Consider the following 15316-nt stretch of genomic DNA (forward strand, 5'->3'; position numbering starts at 1 on the left):
GATGATTGATTTTCACACTCATTCTAATATTTCAGACGGGGATTTACCTCCTGCAGTACTTGTTAAAGAGGCGGTAAAACAGGGGCTTACCGCCCTTGCTTTGACTGATCACGATACTATCAATGGGCTGGAAAGCGCGAAAATTGCCGCTAAAGAGGAAAATATTCATTTTATACCCGGAATTGAGGTAAATATTAATTGGTCTAGGGTAAAATCCGCGAATGATGTTCCGAATGGCGCTCCCGGAATTGGTCCAGGCGGTGAGTTTCACTTGTTAGGTTTGGGGATAAATTCGCCGACTATAGCGTTTATTTCCGCCATTAAGAGTCTGGCGCAGAGAAGGGAAGTCAGAAATCGGGAGATTCTTGATCGGATGGTTGAGTTGAGCATGATTACTCCCAGCGGGCAAGAAGAGGCATGGGATGAGCTTTTGGCTATTGCCGGAGGGAAATCTACTGCTTCCAGAGGATCGGGCAATTCGCTTGGACGGCCTCATTTTGCGGCATTGCTTATAAGGCGTAAAATTGTTAAAAACGTGAATCAGGCGTTTGCCCGCTATCTTGGAGTGGGAAAACCTCTGTATGTGCCAAAAGAGGGGCTAATTTTTGAAGAAGCCGTTTCTCTGATACGCGAATCCGGCGGCATTCCCGTTTTAGCGCATCCAATCTCGCTTTATGTAGCGTGGGGACGCCTTCCCGACCTAATAAAGATATTAAAAGACATGGGACTGATGGGGCTTGAAGCATGGCATCCCACAGCCAAACCCGGCTCCTGCCGCCGGCTTGAATCCCTAGCCAAGTCTTTAGGCCTCTACGTTACAGAAGGCAGCGACTACCACGGCTCAATTCGCCCCGACAGAAAGCTGGGCTATTCCTCAAGAGGCAGAAAAATAGACGATTCTCTTTTAGACGCAATTCCCGAACTGCGGCAATTCAAGTAGAGCTATCGATACATTCCTTGACCCATTCGGGATGATTTTTCGCGCTGTCCAAAAACTTTGCCATAATGGTTGTGTACCCTTCCCCTAAAGACTGCCACCATTTAACAGTTCCTAATTCCAGCCGTAAAGAATACATTTTTCGAACCTTTCTTTTACGTCTTTCCTCAGCATAACGCCTCATTTCCCGCAGTTCTTCACGGGTACGTTTTGGAATATCACTATAATCTATAGGACTGTTTTTCAACTCTTCATACAATGCCATATCTTCTTCTGATATTGGCTCGGTTCCATTTAAAATATGTCTAACTATACCCATAAAAATACTCCTCTTCTTCGTATCTATCTGCTTTTCGGGCAGAAATTATTCTGACAGAATTATCTCTTTCCGTATAGATAACTGTAATTAATGCCAAATTTGAAAAACCAACAGTTTCCCACCGCTCTTCATATAAACTATGTTCTTTATCAAACATTATTATACGTCTGGGATCGAGGAAAACTTTTTCTGCTTCTTTAAAAGAAATTTTATGTTTTCTTTTGTTTATGGCGTTTTTTTCTTCATCCCATACAACTTCTAAATCCATTATAATCCTCCTAAAAATTTTTGTCAAGACGTTTGTCAAGACAATTTGTCAAGACAAATGTCTTGACGCTGAAAATATGTCAAACTGACATAAATCAAAGGGACAGAATGTTAAATCGACAAAATGTCCCAAGGGTCTTCTCCAAGACGGCGATGATGAACAGCCTCCAGTATGTGTTCAGTTTCAAGGACATCTTTTCCCTCAAGGTCAGCGATTGTTCTGGCTACCCGTAAAATCCCGTGGTAAGCCCTGCCCGATAGCCCCAATTTTGAGACTGCGGCGTGAAACGCGCTTTCAGCTTTTTCGCTCATCGGGCAAAGGGCGGCGGTTTTTCCAGCGGGAAGCATGGCGTTGCGGCGGGTACCAGTACCCTTAAAACGGCTCCGCTGTATTTCAACTGCCGCCCTGACCCTTTTTGAAATAGCCGCGCTGTTTTCCCCGCAACTTGAATTGTTGTGTACGCCCATCTCTTCAATTTTGGGCGGCAGAACAGCGGCTCTTATTTCCACGCGGTCGAGCAACGCGCCGCCAAACTTGCGCCAGTAACGGTTGATTTCTTCCGGTGAGCAGAGGCACGCGTTTTCCGTGCCGTGTAAACCTAAGCGCCCACAACGGCAGGAGTTTGCGGTTAGCAATAATTGAAATTCCGCAGGAAGACGCACCGGCCCTTCCGCTCTGACAATGCTTATTACCCTGTCTTCCAAAGGTTCGCGAAGGGCTTGCAAAACATTGATTCTGAACTCTGGCGCTTCATCAAGGAACAGCACGCCGAAGTGGGCAAGACTGATTTCTCCGGGGCGCGGAATTCTGCCGCCGCCGAGGATTCCCTCCGCGCTTGCGGTATGATGCGGAGCGCGAAAAGGAGGGTTTGTGATTAATCGGTCGATAAAACCATTGCGCGGCCCCGCGAGACTGTGAAGGCGTGTTACTTCCACAGCCTCATCGGGAGTGAGCGGTGCCATGATTGACGGCATACGCCGCGCAAGCATTGTCTTTCCCGCGCCGGGCGGTCCAAAGACAAGAGTGTTGTGTCCTCCTGCGGCGGCAATTTCCAAAGCCCGTTTGTAAATCGCCTGCCCACGAACATCAGCGAAATCGCCGCACTCTTCCGCTGCCGCCGCCGCGTTAGCTGACAATTTTGCAGCATCCTCCGCTATTGGCGCGACTGACGAAAAAACCTCATCAAGCGATTCGGGAAGACAACCGTTTTTTTCTCTCATAACAAGCGCGTGTACCGCGCCCTGTAAATTTTCTGCGGCGGTAAATTGCATGTTCTTATCAGCCAAGATAGCCGCTTCTGCCGCATTTTGCGCGGGAACGATAAATTCGTGTATACCCTCGGCAAGTCCCGCCGCAATTGCCGCAAGAACCCCGCGCACAGGGCGTATCCTGCCCGACAACTCAAGCTCTCCCATGACAAGCAAGTTTCCCGAAATAGTGACTATTCCCGCCGCCGCCATTACCGAAAGCGCGATTGGCAAATCAAGAGCGGCTCCGTCTTTTTTTAATCCCGCCGGAGCCAAATTAATTAAAATCCTGTCCAGCGGAAAACTAAATCCCGAATTTCTAAAAGCCGCCCGCACCCTATCCCGCGCTTCCCTGACCGCTCCCTCCGCAAGCCCTGAAATATCAACGCCGGGAATTCCCCTGCGTATATCCGTCTCAACCCGGACAATGATTCCGCCAGCCCCTGAGGGCATAAATGCAAACACACCCATAAAATCTCCTAAGTGAAAAAATTTTTTTTTAAGAAACGAAGTTTCATACTATATATGGCGTGCAGATGCGTGGCGCTTGACTGAAAATGAAAATTTTTTTGAAGAATTTCACACGAAGAACACTAAGGACGCTAATTAAACGCACGGCGTAGCCGTGTAGCTCAATAATGCGGCACAGCGAGAGCACCAATAAATGCCGCTGTCAATATAAAAGCAAGGCGGCCTTTAGGCTGCCGACAGTGCGAGAAGTACACAAAGAAGAAGAGGGTATTTTTGTCCGAAGGTTATGCGGGGGCTTTACGATAAGATAACGGACAAAGCCCTCTTATCCCCCCTTTGTGATCGCGAACCAAAGGTTCGATGTTCCTTAGTGATCTTTGTGTGAGTCTTCTCGAAAAAATCAAAAATTTTTGTATTTTATACTTAACATTTTAATTAATTTGTGCTATATTATAAATATGGAGATATACTATGAAAAAAATTTATTTTATTCCACTGGTATTGATTCTATTTTGCCTTTTATTAGGTTGCCAAGAAAAAATTTCGGAATATGAGCCGTTAGACCCAATAAAGGACGATAAAACCACTGTCGCTGATTTTAGATACAGCAAATTTGACGGTTTATGGCAAGTGACGAATCTGGAATTAGATTGGGATAACCCGCCGGTTTTTGATTATCAACCATTGATATATATTTTTAAAAGCAATACCGTTCAATCACTGGGCGGGACAAGAGACTGGGCAAATGAGGGCGCGTTATCGGATTTAAACACGAATTGTAGACCAAACCAATTTATGTATTCTGACGCGGCAATTTATACTTATGAGTCTAGAAATGGTATGACATGGATAAAACGAGGTTACGCGCTATCTGCGGATGGAAACAAATTAGAGTATGGCAGGGATAAACTTATAAAAATGGATGTACAACCATGGACAAAAGAAGACCTTCTCGGTTCATGGTATATAGGCGATCCTGAAAAATCTTTTACTACGTATACATTCACTAAAGATCCGCTTTATGATTTTTGTTATTTTGTTATACAACCTTATCTGAAGAAGGGGCTGCCTCTTAAAGATATTTATTTCGACGATTATTCTATAAGCACAAAAGTTGAATTAACAGATGAATCTTTTTCCGGACTGTTGAATTTTACAGGCTTGCCGTTTGTTACCCCAAATGTATACGAAACTTGCTATTATTATATCATTAACGATAAACTTTATTTATCCAACAGTTTTTCTGGCGACGGTTCTCATTGTGACATTTTAACACGGTATATTGATTTGGAAGAATAAGAAATAATCGCAAGCGGACAGTGGTACACGCAAACTATCTGTTACCGCTTTTTCATAGCGTACTTTTGCGAACCTTCAAGTTGTGCTTGACTGAAAATAAAAATGGCAATTGTAACCTAAACATCATGTCCTGATTATCGTAACATTCCCAAATACCGACTTCCCCGTAATATTCAAAACAGATTCACCATCCGCATCTTCGCGCTCATCAGTGTTAGGAGCAAATACGCCGGAAAAAACAGGATTAATATTATTTTCTATTTTAACATTTTTAGGAACATATATCTCAATAAGTCCAAAAACAGCTTTTACTTTTAATGTCGTGTTTCCGGCGGGTAAATCATTAATTTTTATTTGCGTTGTGCCAAATACGCAGGAAAAATTTCCGGCGTTACCATTGATTGATTTAGCGGTAACATTCCGCCACGAGAAAACTGTTTTCTGCTCTTGAGTATTATCACTATCGTTATATGGCGTTAATTCGCAGTTCTCGCCCAATTGCTTTTGAACAAATCGCAGTTCTTTAACCGAGTCTGCTTTTGTCACATGTTCAATCATCGATTCGTAATCATCTAAACTGATAACGCTCTTTGAATATTGCTCTGTAAGCGCCTGCGTCAGTTTTTCTTTCTCTTCAGTTACATTAATCATTATTCTTGCACTTGATTAGTCGCCCGACTGCGGGCAGTTTTCCAAATCTCTTTTGCTTCAGTTGCTCTTTCGGTAATCTCATCCCAATCCTGCGCTTTTATCAGTTCCTTGCTCGCTATCCAACTGCCGCCGATGGCAAGTACGGGGCTGAATTTCGCGTAACTTGCGAGGTTTTCAGGCGTGACGCCTCCAAGCGGAATGTACTTAATGCCCAAATGGTTGTAGGGAGCGTTAATGCTTTTAAGATAACTCAAACCGCCCAAGCCTTCTGCCGGAAAAATTTTGACAACGCGGCAGCCGAGGGAAATTGCCTGTCCCAGTTCGCTTGGAGTCGCGATTCCGGGCGCGAAGGGCAAATCCGCCGCTTGCGCTTCCTTGACAATTTCGGGATTAATTCCCGGAGAGACGCCAAAACGGACGCCCGGCTCTTTTTTCACCGCCGCAGCCTGTCCCGGCTCGATAATAGTGCCAATTCCTATGAACATTTGCGGAACTTCTTTGGCAATCAGCGAAATTGAGGGAATAGCCGCGGGCGTACGCAGGGCAAGTTCAATTACGGTAATTCCCCCGTCAAAAAGAGCCTTTGCAATCTTCACTGCGTTTTGTTCGGATTCGATTTCAAGAACCGCGATAATTCCTTCTTCCGCGATTTTGTTCCGTATTTCATCGGGCATTGCCAATTTCATATTATCTCCTTTATTAACCGGGATATCTAAAAACTTTAATTTTTAGCGGTTCCCCTTAACATTCATCATTATATATGATATTTTAAAAAAATACATGTGGCGCGTACAACTTCATAAAATAAATTACGATGAAAGAGAGTATCAGGCTGTAAAAGAGGTACTCGATTCCGGCTGGCTGAGTATCAGCGAAAAAACTCTTGCCTTTGAAGCCAAATTTTCTGAATTTTTAGGTCATAATTCAAAATGCCTTGCCCTTTCAAATTGTACCGCCGCTCTGCACATGGCGCTTCTTGCGCTTGATATAAAAGAAAGCGATGAAATAATTACCCCTTCTTTAACTTTTATCGCCGATCAAAATGTTACTCTGATGAACGGCGCAAAAAATGTTCTTGCTGATATTTCTTCAATAGAAGACTGGTCTGTTGATCCTGACGACATTGAAGCGCGTATTACCCCAGCGACAAAAGCCGTGATGATAGTTCACTATGCCGGTTTTGCCTGTGATATGGAGCGCATAACAGCCATTTGCAAAAAAAATGGATTGCTCCTCATCGAAGACTGCGCCCATTCGCCGGGAGCCGATTACAAGGGGCAGCCTCTCGGTACTTTTGGCGACATATCGGCTTTCAGTTTTTTTGCCAACAAAAACATAGCGGTTGGCGAAGGCGGCATGGTTGTTACGCGCAATGCTGACTTATTTGAAAAACTGCGCCTCTTGCGTTCTCACGGAATGTCCGTCCCCTCTTTTGACCGCTACAAGGGCAGGGCAGTCTCCTACGACGTACAGTCTCCGGGGCTTAATTACCGTATTCACGAAATAAGTTCCGCCCTTGGGCTTGTCCAGCTTGAAAAACTACAAGACGCGAATGAAAAAAGAAAAAAACTCACGGAACACTACTACAGCCGCCTTGATAAAGTTCCCTCCGTTTCAATTCCTTTCAGATTTTTTTCGCGCGGAAAGCCGAATTATCACATAATGCCAATTTTGCTTTCAGAGAAAATAGACAGAGTGGCGGTTATAGAATCAATGAAACAGGACGGAATCCAAACCAGTATCCATTACCCGGCAATTCAAAATTTCAGCGCGTACAAAGACAAAGTAAACTCCACTCCAAAAGCCGAATATGTCTGCGCCCACGAATTGACTTTGCCTTTGTATCCTAGTATGACGACGGAAGAAGTTGATATTGTGTGTGACGCGTTGGTTAGCGGGATTGAGAAGAGCAAATAAATTACTCCCTTTTCCCTCTTCTTTGTGATCTTTGTTCCTTAGTGATCTTGGTGTGAAATCTTCTTACAAAAAAAGCCTTCGGAAAACTCCGAAGGCTTTTTATTTACGCAATTTAGTTTTTATAAACCAAGCAAGTAACTGTTCAATACGTTTTCAAGATACTCCTGCTTTCCGCTTGTAATGCCTGTTTTTCCGTACCCCGCGTCTGTGCCAATCTTTGCCAACTGTTCAAGAGTAAGCTCGCCCTTACTGAACTTCGCCCCATCGCCGCTGGAGAATGACGCGTAACGTTCTTTTACAAAGTTGGGAATAGTTCCGTCGTCGATGATGCGTTGCGCGACCTGCAAGCCGACCGCGAAGGCGTCCATGCCGCCGACATGGGCGATAAAGAGATCTGCGGGGTCTATTGAGTTTCTGCGGATTTTTGAGTCAAAGTTAAGGCCGCCTACTGTAAAGCCGCCGATTTTCAAGATTGTGTACATTGCCATCGCGGTTTCGTAGTAGCTCATTGGGAACTGGTCTGTGTCCCAACCGTTTTGAAAGTCGCCGCGGTTAGCGTCTACTGAGCCGAAGAAGCCGGCGGCTGCCGCCGTTTCAAGCTCGTGCGCGAATTCGTGGCCGGCAAGCTCCGCGTGGTTGGCTTCGATGTTCATGCGGAAATCTTTATCAAGACCCCACTGGCGCAGGAAGCCGATAACTGTTTCAGTGTCAAAATCGTACTGGTGCTTGGTCGGTTCCATTGGTTTTGGTTCGATGTAGAACACGCCCTTGAAACCCTGTTTGCGGGCGTAATCCCTCGCCATTGTAAGGAAGCGCGCGAGATTTTCTTTCTCTCTCTTGAGGTCAGTGTTAAGAAGGCTCATGTAGCCTTCGCGTCCGCCCCAGAAAGTGTAGCCCGCGCCGCCAAGCTCAATGGTCGCGTCAATCGCGGCTTTCACCTGAGTCGCGGCAAGGGCGACAACGCCGAACTCGGGATTGGTAGCGGCGCCGTTCATAAAGCGCGGGTTACCGAAAACATTCGCTGTTCCCCAGAGAAGTTTAACCCCTGTCTCACCCTGAAGTTTTTTCGCTTTAGCGACTAATGTCTTCAGATTTTTTTCGCTCTCCGCCGGGTTCGCGCCTTCGGGAGCGATGTCTCTGTCGTGGAACGCGTAAAATTCCGCGCCGATTTTTGTAAAGAACTCAAAGGCGGCGTCCATTTTTCTGTCAGCCGCGTCCATCGCGTCTTTGGCTTCAGTATTCCACGGGAAGATGTGCGTGCCGGGACCAAACGGATCTCCGCCGTCTCCGCAGAAACTGTGCCAGTAAGCGATCGCGAAACGAAGATGATCTTTCATCTTCTTGCCGCCGATAACTTTATCAGCGTCGTAATACTTGAACGCCAGAGGATTTTTGCTCTTTGGCCCCTCGTATTTGATTTTTGTGATTCCGGGGAAATACTCTTTTGCCCCAACGAAATACTCCGCCATAATAACCTCCAATTAATATTTTTTAACTTTTAAAAACTAAAGTTTTAAAAGTTTTAATATAAACTCACTTATAAATCGGGCTTAAAGCCCCAAGATACTTAGAATACACCGCATAAGCTTCATTGTAAGCGGTTACAGCTTTTTTATCGGGCTTTATCGGCGGACCTAACTTGATATGTTTGTCTGCCAAATCTTCTATCAGCGTTTTTTTGCCTTCATGGTTTTCAAGACACCACAGAGCCTGAATCGCGGCGCCAGTCGCGGCGGCTTCCGAATCCGTGGGGATACGAATCGGCAAATCCGTTATGTTAGCTGCAATGTTTTGCCAGAGTTTGCTCTTTGCGCCACCGCCAGTTAGGCGAATCTCTTTTGGTTTAAAGCCAAGCGATTTAAAACCGTCAAGGCCGATTCTCATTCCAAAGATGGAGGATTCAAGGGCGGCGCGGGCAAGGTTTTCGCGGTTAAAGTTGGCGGTTGTAATGCCGTTTATGCTCGCCCTTCCGTTAGGCAGGTTTGGAGTGCGTTCCCCATTAAAGAACGGCAGTATCACAATGCCCTCCGCGCCGATTGGCGCTCTTTCCGCTTCAGAGTCAAATGTTTTTACGTCAAGCTGCATAAGTTTGCGGAATTCTTCGCTTGCTACAGTGCAGTTCATCGTGCAGAGAAGCGGAAGCCATCCGCCTGAAGATGAACAAAACGCGGCAAGGTTTCCAGTCGGGTCAATAACCGGCTTATCAAAAAAACCAAAAAGAGTGCCGCTTGTCCCTAAACTCATCGTTAAAGCTCCGTCGCGGACAGCGCCTGTGCCGATTGCGCCCATCATATTGTCGCCGCCGCCTGAGGATACAAGCGTTCCTTCATTAAGACCGTAAAGATCCGCCGCGGCTTTACTTACTTTTCCCGCTGTTTTTTCGGAAGTTGTCAGCGGCGGAAGATATTTTTCTACGTCCGGGGAAATGAGCTTGCAGATTTCAGACGACCACTTGCGTCCGCGCACGTCGAAAAGCGCGGTGCCTGACGCGTCGCCGTATTCCGCCCAATACTCGCCTGTCAATAAAAAGTTGATGTAATTGTGGGGCAGAAGAATATGCCTCAGTTTTGCAAACGAGGCGGATTTGTGTTTTTTCAGCCACAGGACTTTTGGCGCGGTATAACCCGGGCGCATCGGGAGACCGGCTTTATCTATCAATTTTTTTTCGCCGCCAGCCGCCTTTGTCAACTCTTCACACTCGGCGACAGTTGAGGTGTCACACCAAAGTTTGATGTTATAGACCGCCTTTCCCTTTTCATCCAATGGCACAAACCCGTGCTGTTGGCCGGAAACGCCGATAGCGGCGATGGTCTTTTTAACATTTTTATCGATTTTATCAAAACAGGCTTTGATAACCGCGTCGTACCACTCGGCTTTTTGCTCTCTTGTCCCGTCGTTTTGGGCGATAATATTTATAGGCGCATGGGATTGGGCCGTGATAGCCTTTTTTTCATAATCATAAACTACAATTTTACAACTCTGTGTTCCCAAATCTATTCCACATACAGTTCTCATATACCCTCCGTGTTGTTTATTTTATTCTATATTTAATGAATTGTCTATATTTTAAATCAATATAAATTAGAGATTACCTAAACTACTACTTGATTTCATTACATTGGCATATTACGATGAATTGTCCTGTGCCAGGAACCGTGCGAGCTTGCGCCGCCCAACCCCGCCAGGTCCGGAAGGAAGCAACGGTAAGCGGATGTATGTTGCGCCGCGGTCCTCCTGACACAGGGCAATTTATTCCCCAAGACCTCACACAAAGAACACAAAGATACAAAGATCACAAAGAGGGAAAAGGGGTTCTTGTCCGAAGGCTATATTTGAAGCTTCACGATAAGATAACGAACAATAACCCCTGATCCCCCTTTGTGTCCTCCTCTTCCTTTGTGTTCTTTGTGAGAAATTCTTGGAATAAAAGTATTAACAGAGGACAGCTTTTCTACATTACAATTAAATGTTATAATGACTTATGGCAGTTTCAGGGTACGAAGTTACAGCTTCTAAATATAGACCAAAGACTTTTGATGAATTGGCAGGGCAGGAATTTGTTGTCTCTACCCTTAAAAATTCGCTAAAGAACGGGCATATCGCCCATGCTTATCTTTTTTCTGGGCCAAGAGGGTGCGGCAAAACGAGCGCGGCGCGTATTTTGGCGCGGTCGCTTAACTGCACTAACCCGGGCGAAGACGGTCCCTGCGGTGTCTGCGATAATTGCCAAGCGATAAGCAAGGGCGCCAGCATGGACGTTATCGAAATTGACGGCGCGTCCAATAATAAAGTTGATGAAGCGCGTCAAATTATTGATGAGGTGCTTTTTCCGCCACAGGCGGGCAAATACAAAGTTTATATTATTGATGAAGTGCACATGCTTACCAATCAGGCGTTTAACGCGCTGTTAAAAACCATAGAAGAGCCGCCGCCGTACATTGTCTTTATTTTCGCGACGACGGAATTGCACAAAGTGCCCGCGACGATAAAAAGCCGCTGCCAGCAGTTTAACTTTAGACTGATACCTATCGAAACCATTCAGGGGATACTGAAAAAAATCTGCGCCGATAAGGGAATTACAGCCGAAGATGACGCGTTGTTCTGGATAGCGAGAGAATCGACAGGCAGCATGCGCGACGCATTTACCCTTTTTGATCAAATCGCGTCATTTTCCGCAGGCAGTATCCGCAGCGATGTAATTCGCGAAAAATTAGGCATAACAGGCCTTGAAAAACTAAACGCCCTTGCGGAAGCGTGCGCCGTGAATGACTCTCCTGCCGCTTTCGCGCTGACGGATGAAATCTTGGGAAGCGGCGTCGCCATTGAGCAATTTGTAATTGATCTTGCAGGCTTTTACCGCAGTTTGCTACTGTTAAAAAACGGCGTAACAAGAGAATCGCTTTTAGGTTACCGCCCTTCCCTCTTTTCTGCAAAAGCCCTGGAAACTTACGATTCCATCCGTCTTGAACAAGCGCTTGATATTCTGCTTGACTGTTACCGTAACATTCGCTATTCAGTGTCGCCTCGCTTTGAGCTTGAGACCGCCGTTTCAAAATTGACATGGCTAAGCAAATGGGTATCCCCTGCGGAACTTAAAGAAGCGGTTGATGACGCCCGCAGTGTTTTGGGTATCGCGGGAAATCACATCAGCCCGGATGTTTCCCGCAAACAGACTTCGGCAGTTTCACGTAACGTAACGCCCACTGCGCCGGCATACGGCGGCGTTAATGCTGCCGGCAGCCATGCCGCCCAGTATCAATCATCAGCGGGCGAGCGTTCACTGACGGATGAGCTTAACCGCGTGATTGCAAGTAAAGACAACGCCTCTGATGACGATGATGCCCCAATGTGGGATTCGGCGCGTAAAGCAGAAAGCAAAAATCCGCCCGAAGTTGAAAATGTTCTTTCTATGATACCGGGAACTTTAGTATCCGAAACTAAAGTTCCTTAGCAGTGAAATAAATGAACTTTTGTTCAAATATGGAGTAAATATGAGTCCATTTGACTTCTTATTAAAAAACCCTCTAAAAATTCAAGAGCAGTTGAGCGGCTTTCAGGAAAAACTTGGCAATATAGTCAAAACTGGCACCGCAGGCGGCGGCCTTGTGGAGATTGACATTAACGGAAAGCTGGAAGTGCTTGCGGTACGCATTGCGCCTCAGGCGATGAATATCGCGGATACGGAAATGCTTCAGGATTTGATAATGGCGGCTTTCACGGACGGAATGACAAGGGTAAAGGAAGCGGTAAGTACTGAAGCCGCCGCCATAACCGGAGGCTTGAATATCCCCGGTTTTCCGGGGGGTATGTGACACCTAACGCCCTCGACAGGCTTATAACTCTATTTTCCAAACTTCCCGGCATCGGTAAAAAAAGCGCGGGTAGAATAGCGTATCACCTGCTCGATTCAAGTCCCGCCCTTTCGCAAACGCTTGCAAAGGAGCTATCGGGGCTTCATCAGGCGATAAGACGGTGCAGCGTTTGCGGCGGCTTTACCGAAGACGACCCCTGCTCTGTCTGTTCCGACACGGAGCGCGATCACTCGATCATCTGCGTAGTGGAAAACGCACAGGACATGCGAATCATCGAAGACTCGCACGAGTTCCCGGGAGTGTACCATGTTCTCGGCGGACTAATCGCGCCACTTGAAGGGGTAAGCCCTGCAAATCTTTCCATAGATAAACTTATCAGCCGTCTTCGCGCCAACGCTCCCAACGGCGCAAGCGTCAAAGAGCTAATTCTCGCGCTGAACCCCACAGTCGAAGGAGACACAACGGCGCTGTATTTGCAAAAGACGTTAAAAGATTATCCTGTAGAAATTTCCCGCCTCGCTTCGGGAATGCCCGTCGGGGGAAATATTGAATATATTGACAAGCTTACCCTCTCGCGGAGTTTCAAGGGGAGGGTGAAGGTGTGAGGGGTGAGGGGTGAGGGATTTTTTTAGCAAGGGCAGGACTCGAACCTGCGACCTCCGGGTTATGAGGGTACCTTATAATAGCTTGGCTAAAGCTCACTGAAGTTTACTTAAGTACATTATATCATTATGTAGTAAGGAATTACAAGTATTTTGAAGAATATTTACGGTCATTGATGTTCATTGAAGATTACTGAAATTCACCGATTTAGGTGTAAGTTTTAGGTGTGAATTTGGGGGCTGTATATAAATGTTTTCCTCAAGTTATTGAATAAACATGCAATCTGTTTTATCTTTTTATATGTGATAAAGTTGTGTCAGCGTCGCAATAATTTTCTCCACTTTATTAGTTTTGTTTGTTATTATTATTAAACAGCATATCAATTTTTTGGCTGATGGTTTTACTATCGGGTAATAAATTTTTGTAATCTTTGGGCAGTTTTGCCGTAGTAGTATAGGTCGATACGCCTATTGGCATGGAGCTTGTTTTTAATGAGTATTCAACTATTGTCCGATTTTTCTCTTTGCAGATAATGATACCGATAGAATCATTTTCATGAGGCATTTTTACCATGTCATTCAATAATGAAAGGTAGAATTCCATCTTTCCTTTGTATTCTGGTTGGAATTCGCCGATTTTTAACTCAATTGCTACAAGGCATTGCAATTCACGATGGTACAATAAAAGGTCAATAAAATATTCTTTATCGTCAAGTTTAATTTTGTATTGATTTCCAATAAAGGTAAATTGTTAACCCATTTCCAAAAGAAAAGAACGGACATTGTTGACTAATGCCGCTTCTAACTGCCGCTCGCTGTGATCATCAGCCAAATCCATGAAGTCAAAGGTATATTCATCTTTTATTGCCAAAACCGCCTGATTTTTGATGTTGTCTGGAAGAGTTGTATAGAAATTTGTTTGACCCAACAGGTATTTTTCATAGGTTTTATTTTCAATTTGATGGATAAGGACATTTTTTGACCAGCCAAAATTTTTAGTTGCCATGATATAAAAACGCCGTTCTTGGTTATCCTTGCATTTGCTCATTATTGTAATATGTTTTGTCCAACTAATTTCTGCAACCAGTGGTTACAGAAATTCAACGTTTTGGTATTCTTTGTAAAACTGGGTCATAAGCCACAAATTCCGTTCAGAAAAACCGCTAATTCCGGGGAATTCTTTCTGCAACTCCTTAGAAAGAACCGAAACTATAGATTCGCCCCAACTTTCTCCTTGTTTTTCTGAAATATCTTTGCCTATCTCCTAATAGAGCTTGATAAGTTGAGTATTTACTTCTTTTAGTGCCTCGTATTGGGCAAGGCGGATTTTTTCTTTTATTGAGGCGATAAATGTACGCTGGGTGTTGTTTAGTGAAAGTGCTTTCTTTATATTACTGCTCTTTGCCATTATTTCATTTTCTCCAACTTTTTATTCATTTTGCATTCCATGAACGCCCAAAAAGTTCATTCCCGTTATCTGATAAATGAATAACTGCATTCTGTTCGAGAATATTTTGAGCTTGTTGAGGATAAGAAGAAACTTTATCAAGAGCAATGAATATTTGTTTTCCACTTTGTTGATATAATTCTAGTATTTTTTCCAAAGGGGCATCTGCAATTTGTTTTAATACAACTGAATCATGTACTAATACAGGTAAACATGTTAAAGCAAGGATACTTAGATCAAACACCACTAATCCCTTATATGAAATTCCTGTCCCTGTATCGTCAGGAGTTTCAAAAATATATTTATTTCCGTTTTCTAAAGTCAATACAGGTGCTTTCTTTTGCCCATTATAAATATAATTGTTAAATTTTTCCATTTGTCTTGTAATAGTATTTTGAAGATCCCTCAAATATCCTGCTTGTCTCTCTTCTAATTGTTTTTTTATTACCTTAACCGATTCTTTTAATTCCTGTTGATTATTATATATCTTATTCTGCTGATCTAGGTCTTCAATTTGTTTTTTTATATTATAATACTCATCAAGTTCCTTTCTTGTTGTTTCAACTGGGAGTCCTTCAGTCTCAATGATTGATTGATACTCATCTATGTTTTTTTCGATTTGATCTAATAAAATCTTATTTTTTTTATATTCTTCACTAAATTCATTTTCTAAAATAACTCGAAGCTTTAAATGAAATGTTTCAATCTCTTGAAATTTCTTAATTTCCATTGAAGGAAAAAATGTCTGTAGATCATTAAAATCATTTTGTAATCCGCTTTTATCACTCACCAAATTATTCTGTATATAAGCTATTTTTGATTCAAGCCGACTTTTCTGTTGTCTTA

At 44.2% G+C, this 15316-nt stretch carries 15 protein-coding genes, 1 other RNA gene and 1 pseudogene; 7 read left to right on the forward strand and 10 right to left on the reverse strand.

Translation table 11 applies throughout. The annotated features are described in order from the left end of the window. Position 1: 1 nt before the first annotated feature. Entirely contained in the window at positions 2-940 is a 939-nt protein-coding gene (locus ACYVRA_RS17815) for a PHP domain-containing protein (protein ID WP_461254086.1), read from the forward strand. On the opposite strand, the gene ACYVRA_RS17820 is transcribed toward ACYVRA_RS17815, so the two are convergent. The 3 genes from ACYVRA_RS17820 to ACYVRA_RS17830 all read right to left on the reverse strand — a co-directional run bounded on the left by ACYVRA_RS17820 (position 933) and on the right by ACYVRA_RS17830 (position 3242). After that, complete coding sequence (locus tag ACYVRA_RS17820) at positions 933-1256, reverse strand: hypothetical protein (RefSeq protein WP_461254087.1); 324 nt, start codon at positions 1254-1256, stop codon at positions 933-935. The genes ACYVRA_RS17815 and ACYVRA_RS17820 overlap by 8 nt on opposite strands. After that, entirely contained in the window at positions 1243-1524 is a 282-nt protein-coding gene (locus ACYVRA_RS17825; protein ID WP_461254088.1) for a BrnT family toxin, read from the reverse strand. The genes ACYVRA_RS17820 and ACYVRA_RS17825 overlap by 14 nt, the downstream gene beginning before the upstream one ends. 110 nt (positions 1525-1634) lie before the next feature. Continuing rightward, positions 1635-3242, reverse strand: coding sequence for a YifB family Mg chelatase-like AAA ATPase (locus ACYVRA_RS17830; RefSeq protein WP_461254089.1), 1608 nt, complete (start codon positions 3240-3242; stop codon positions 1635-1637). Positions 3243-3713: 471 nt separating this feature from the next. Between ACYVRA_RS17830 and ACYVRA_RS17835 the strand changes: the two genes are divergently transcribed. Continuing rightward, on the forward strand, positions 3714-4541 hold the full coding sequence (locus ACYVRA_RS17835; RefSeq protein WP_461254090.1) for a hypothetical protein: 828 nt from the start codon (positions 3714-3716) through the stop codon (positions 4539-4541). 123 nt (positions 4542-4664) lie between these two features. On the opposite strand, the gene ACYVRA_RS17840 is transcribed toward ACYVRA_RS17835, so the two are convergent. Together ACYVRA_RS17840 and ACYVRA_RS17845 are read right to left on the reverse strand one after the other, a co-directional pair. Further along, positions 4665-5192, reverse strand: coding sequence for a hypothetical protein (locus ACYVRA_RS17840; RefSeq protein WP_461254091.1), 528 nt, complete (start codon positions 5190-5192; stop codon positions 4665-4667). Then, complete coding sequence (locus ACYVRA_RS17845) at positions 5192-5878, reverse strand: bifunctional 4-hydroxy-2-oxoglutarate aldolase/2-dehydro-3-deoxy-phosphogluconate aldolase (RefSeq protein ID WP_461254092.1); 687 nt, start codon at positions 5876-5878, stop codon at positions 5192-5194. Before ACYVRA_RS17845 ends, ACYVRA_RS17840 begins: the two co-directional genes overlap by 1 nt. A 94-nt stretch (positions 5879-5972) precedes the next feature. Here ACYVRA_RS17845 and ACYVRA_RS17850 point away from each other — a divergent pair, with 94 nt between their 5' ends. Beyond that, positions 5973-7109, forward strand: a complete 1137-nt coding sequence (locus tag ACYVRA_RS17850) for a DegT/DnrJ/EryC1/StrS family aminotransferase (RefSeq protein WP_461254093.1) — start codon at positions 5973-5975, stop codon at positions 7107-7109. Positions 7110-7228: 119 nt separating this feature from the next. On the opposite strand, the gene xylA is transcribed toward ACYVRA_RS17850, so the two are convergent. Both xylA and xylB read right to left on the reverse strand, forming a co-directional pair. Beyond that, positions 7229-8578, reverse strand: coding sequence for a xylose isomerase (gene xylA, locus ACYVRA_RS17855; RefSeq protein ID WP_461254094.1), 1350 nt, complete (start codon positions 8576-8578; stop codon positions 7229-7231). A 64-nt stretch (positions 8579-8642) separates the two neighbouring features. Continuing rightward, on the reverse strand, positions 8643-10124 hold the full coding sequence (gene xylB / locus ACYVRA_RS17860; protein ID WP_461254095.1) for a xylulokinase: 1482 nt from the start codon (positions 10122-10124) through the stop codon (positions 8643-8645). A 129-nt stretch (positions 10125-10253) separates the two neighbouring features. Between xylB and ffs the strand changes: the two genes are divergently transcribed. From ffs to recR, 4 genes are all read left to right on the forward strand, one after another. Beyond that, positions 10254-10352: signal recognition particle sRNA small type (gene ffs / locus ACYVRA_RS17865), an RNA gene on the forward strand. 238 nt (positions 10353-10590) lie between these two features. Next, positions 10591-12060: a DNA polymerase III subunit gamma/tau gene (gene dnaX, locus ACYVRA_RS17870; protein WP_461254096.1), complete on the forward strand. Its 1470-nt coding sequence runs from the start codon at positions 10591-10593 to the stop codon at positions 12058-12060. Between the two features lie 40 nt (positions 12061-12100). After that, on the forward strand, positions 12101-12421 hold the full coding sequence (locus tag ACYVRA_RS17875) for a YbaB/EbfC family nucleoid-associated protein (RefSeq protein WP_461254097.1): 321 nt from the start codon (positions 12101-12103) through the stop codon (positions 12419-12421). After that, entirely contained in the window at positions 12418-13026 is a 609-nt protein-coding gene (gene recR / locus ACYVRA_RS17880; RefSeq protein ID WP_461254098.1) for a recombination mediator RecR, read from the forward strand. Before ACYVRA_RS17875 ends, recR begins: the two co-directional genes overlap by 4 nt. A 343-nt stretch (positions 13027-13369) precedes the next feature. Here the strand turns inward: recR and ACYVRA_RS17885 are convergent. The 3 genes and pseudogenes from ACYVRA_RS17885 to ACYVRA_RS17895 form a co-directional block, all read right to left on the reverse strand. Next, positions 13370-14284: pseudogene (locus ACYVRA_RS17885) on the reverse strand (PDDEXK nuclease domain-containing protein). A 3-nt stretch (positions 14285-14287) separates the two neighbouring features. Further along, positions 14288-14431, reverse strand: a complete 144-nt coding sequence (locus ACYVRA_RS17890; RefSeq protein ID WP_461254099.1) for a hypothetical protein — start codon at positions 14429-14431, stop codon at positions 14288-14290. 25 nt (positions 14432-14456) lie between these two features. After that, the coding region (locus ACYVRA_RS17895) for a DUF2326 domain-containing protein (RefSeq protein ID WP_461254100.1) at positions 14457-15316 on the reverse strand (860 nt) is incomplete at its 5' end.

The organism is Treponema sp. R8-4-B8, assembly GCF_054786175.1.

Excerpts from the sequence above, each read along its gene's own strand:
- ACYVRA_RS17835 (WP_461254090.1), top strand. The coding sequence starts at position 3,714 with ATGAAAAAAATTTATTTTATTCCACTGGTATTGATTCTATTTTGCCTT.
- ACYVRA_RS17825 (WP_461254088.1), bottom strand. The coding sequence starts at position 1,524 with ATGGATTTAGAAGTTGTATGGGATGAAGAAAAAAACGCCATAAACAAA.
- ACYVRA_RS17875 (WP_461254097.1), top strand. The coding sequence starts at position 12,101 with ATGAGTCCATTTGACTTCTTATTAAAAAACCCTCTAAAAATTCAAGAG.
- ACYVRA_RS17815 (WP_461254086.1), top strand. The coding sequence starts at position 2 with ATGATTGATTTTCACACTCATTCTAATATTTCAGACGGGGATTTACCT.
- ACYVRA_RS17820 (WP_461254087.1), bottom strand. The coding sequence starts at position 1,256 with ATGGGTATAGTTAGACATATTTTAAATGGAACCGAGCCAATATCAGAA.
- xylB (WP_461254095.1), bottom strand. The coding sequence starts at position 10,124 with ATGAGAACTGTATGTGGAATAGATTTGGGAACACAGAGTTGTAAAATT.
- ACYVRA_RS17850 (WP_461254093.1), top strand. The coding sequence starts at position 5,973 with ATGTGGCGCGTACAACTTCATAAAATAAATTACGATGAAAGAGAGTAT.
- ACYVRA_RS17830 (WP_461254089.1), bottom strand. The coding sequence starts at position 3,242 with ATGGGTGTGTTTGCATTTATGCCCTCAGGGGCTGGCGGAATCATTGTC.
- ACYVRA_RS17840 (WP_461254091.1), bottom strand. The coding sequence starts at position 5,192 with ATGATTAATGTAACTGAAGAGAAAGAAAAACTGACGCAGGCGCTTACA.
- xylA (WP_461254094.1), bottom strand. The coding sequence starts at position 8,578 with ATGGCGGAGTATTTCGTTGGGGCAAAAGAGTATTTCCCCGGAATCACA.
- ACYVRA_RS17890 (WP_461254099.1), bottom strand. The coding sequence starts at position 14,431 with ATGGCAAAGAGCAGTAATATAAAGAAAGCACTTTCACTAAACAACACC.
- dnaX (WP_461254096.1), top strand. The coding sequence starts at position 10,591 with ATGGCAGTTTCAGGGTACGAAGTTACAGCTTCTAAATATAGACCAAAG.
- ACYVRA_RS17845 (WP_461254092.1), bottom strand. The coding sequence starts at position 5,878 with ATGAAATTGGCAATGCCCGATGAAATACGGAACAAAATCGCGGAAGAA.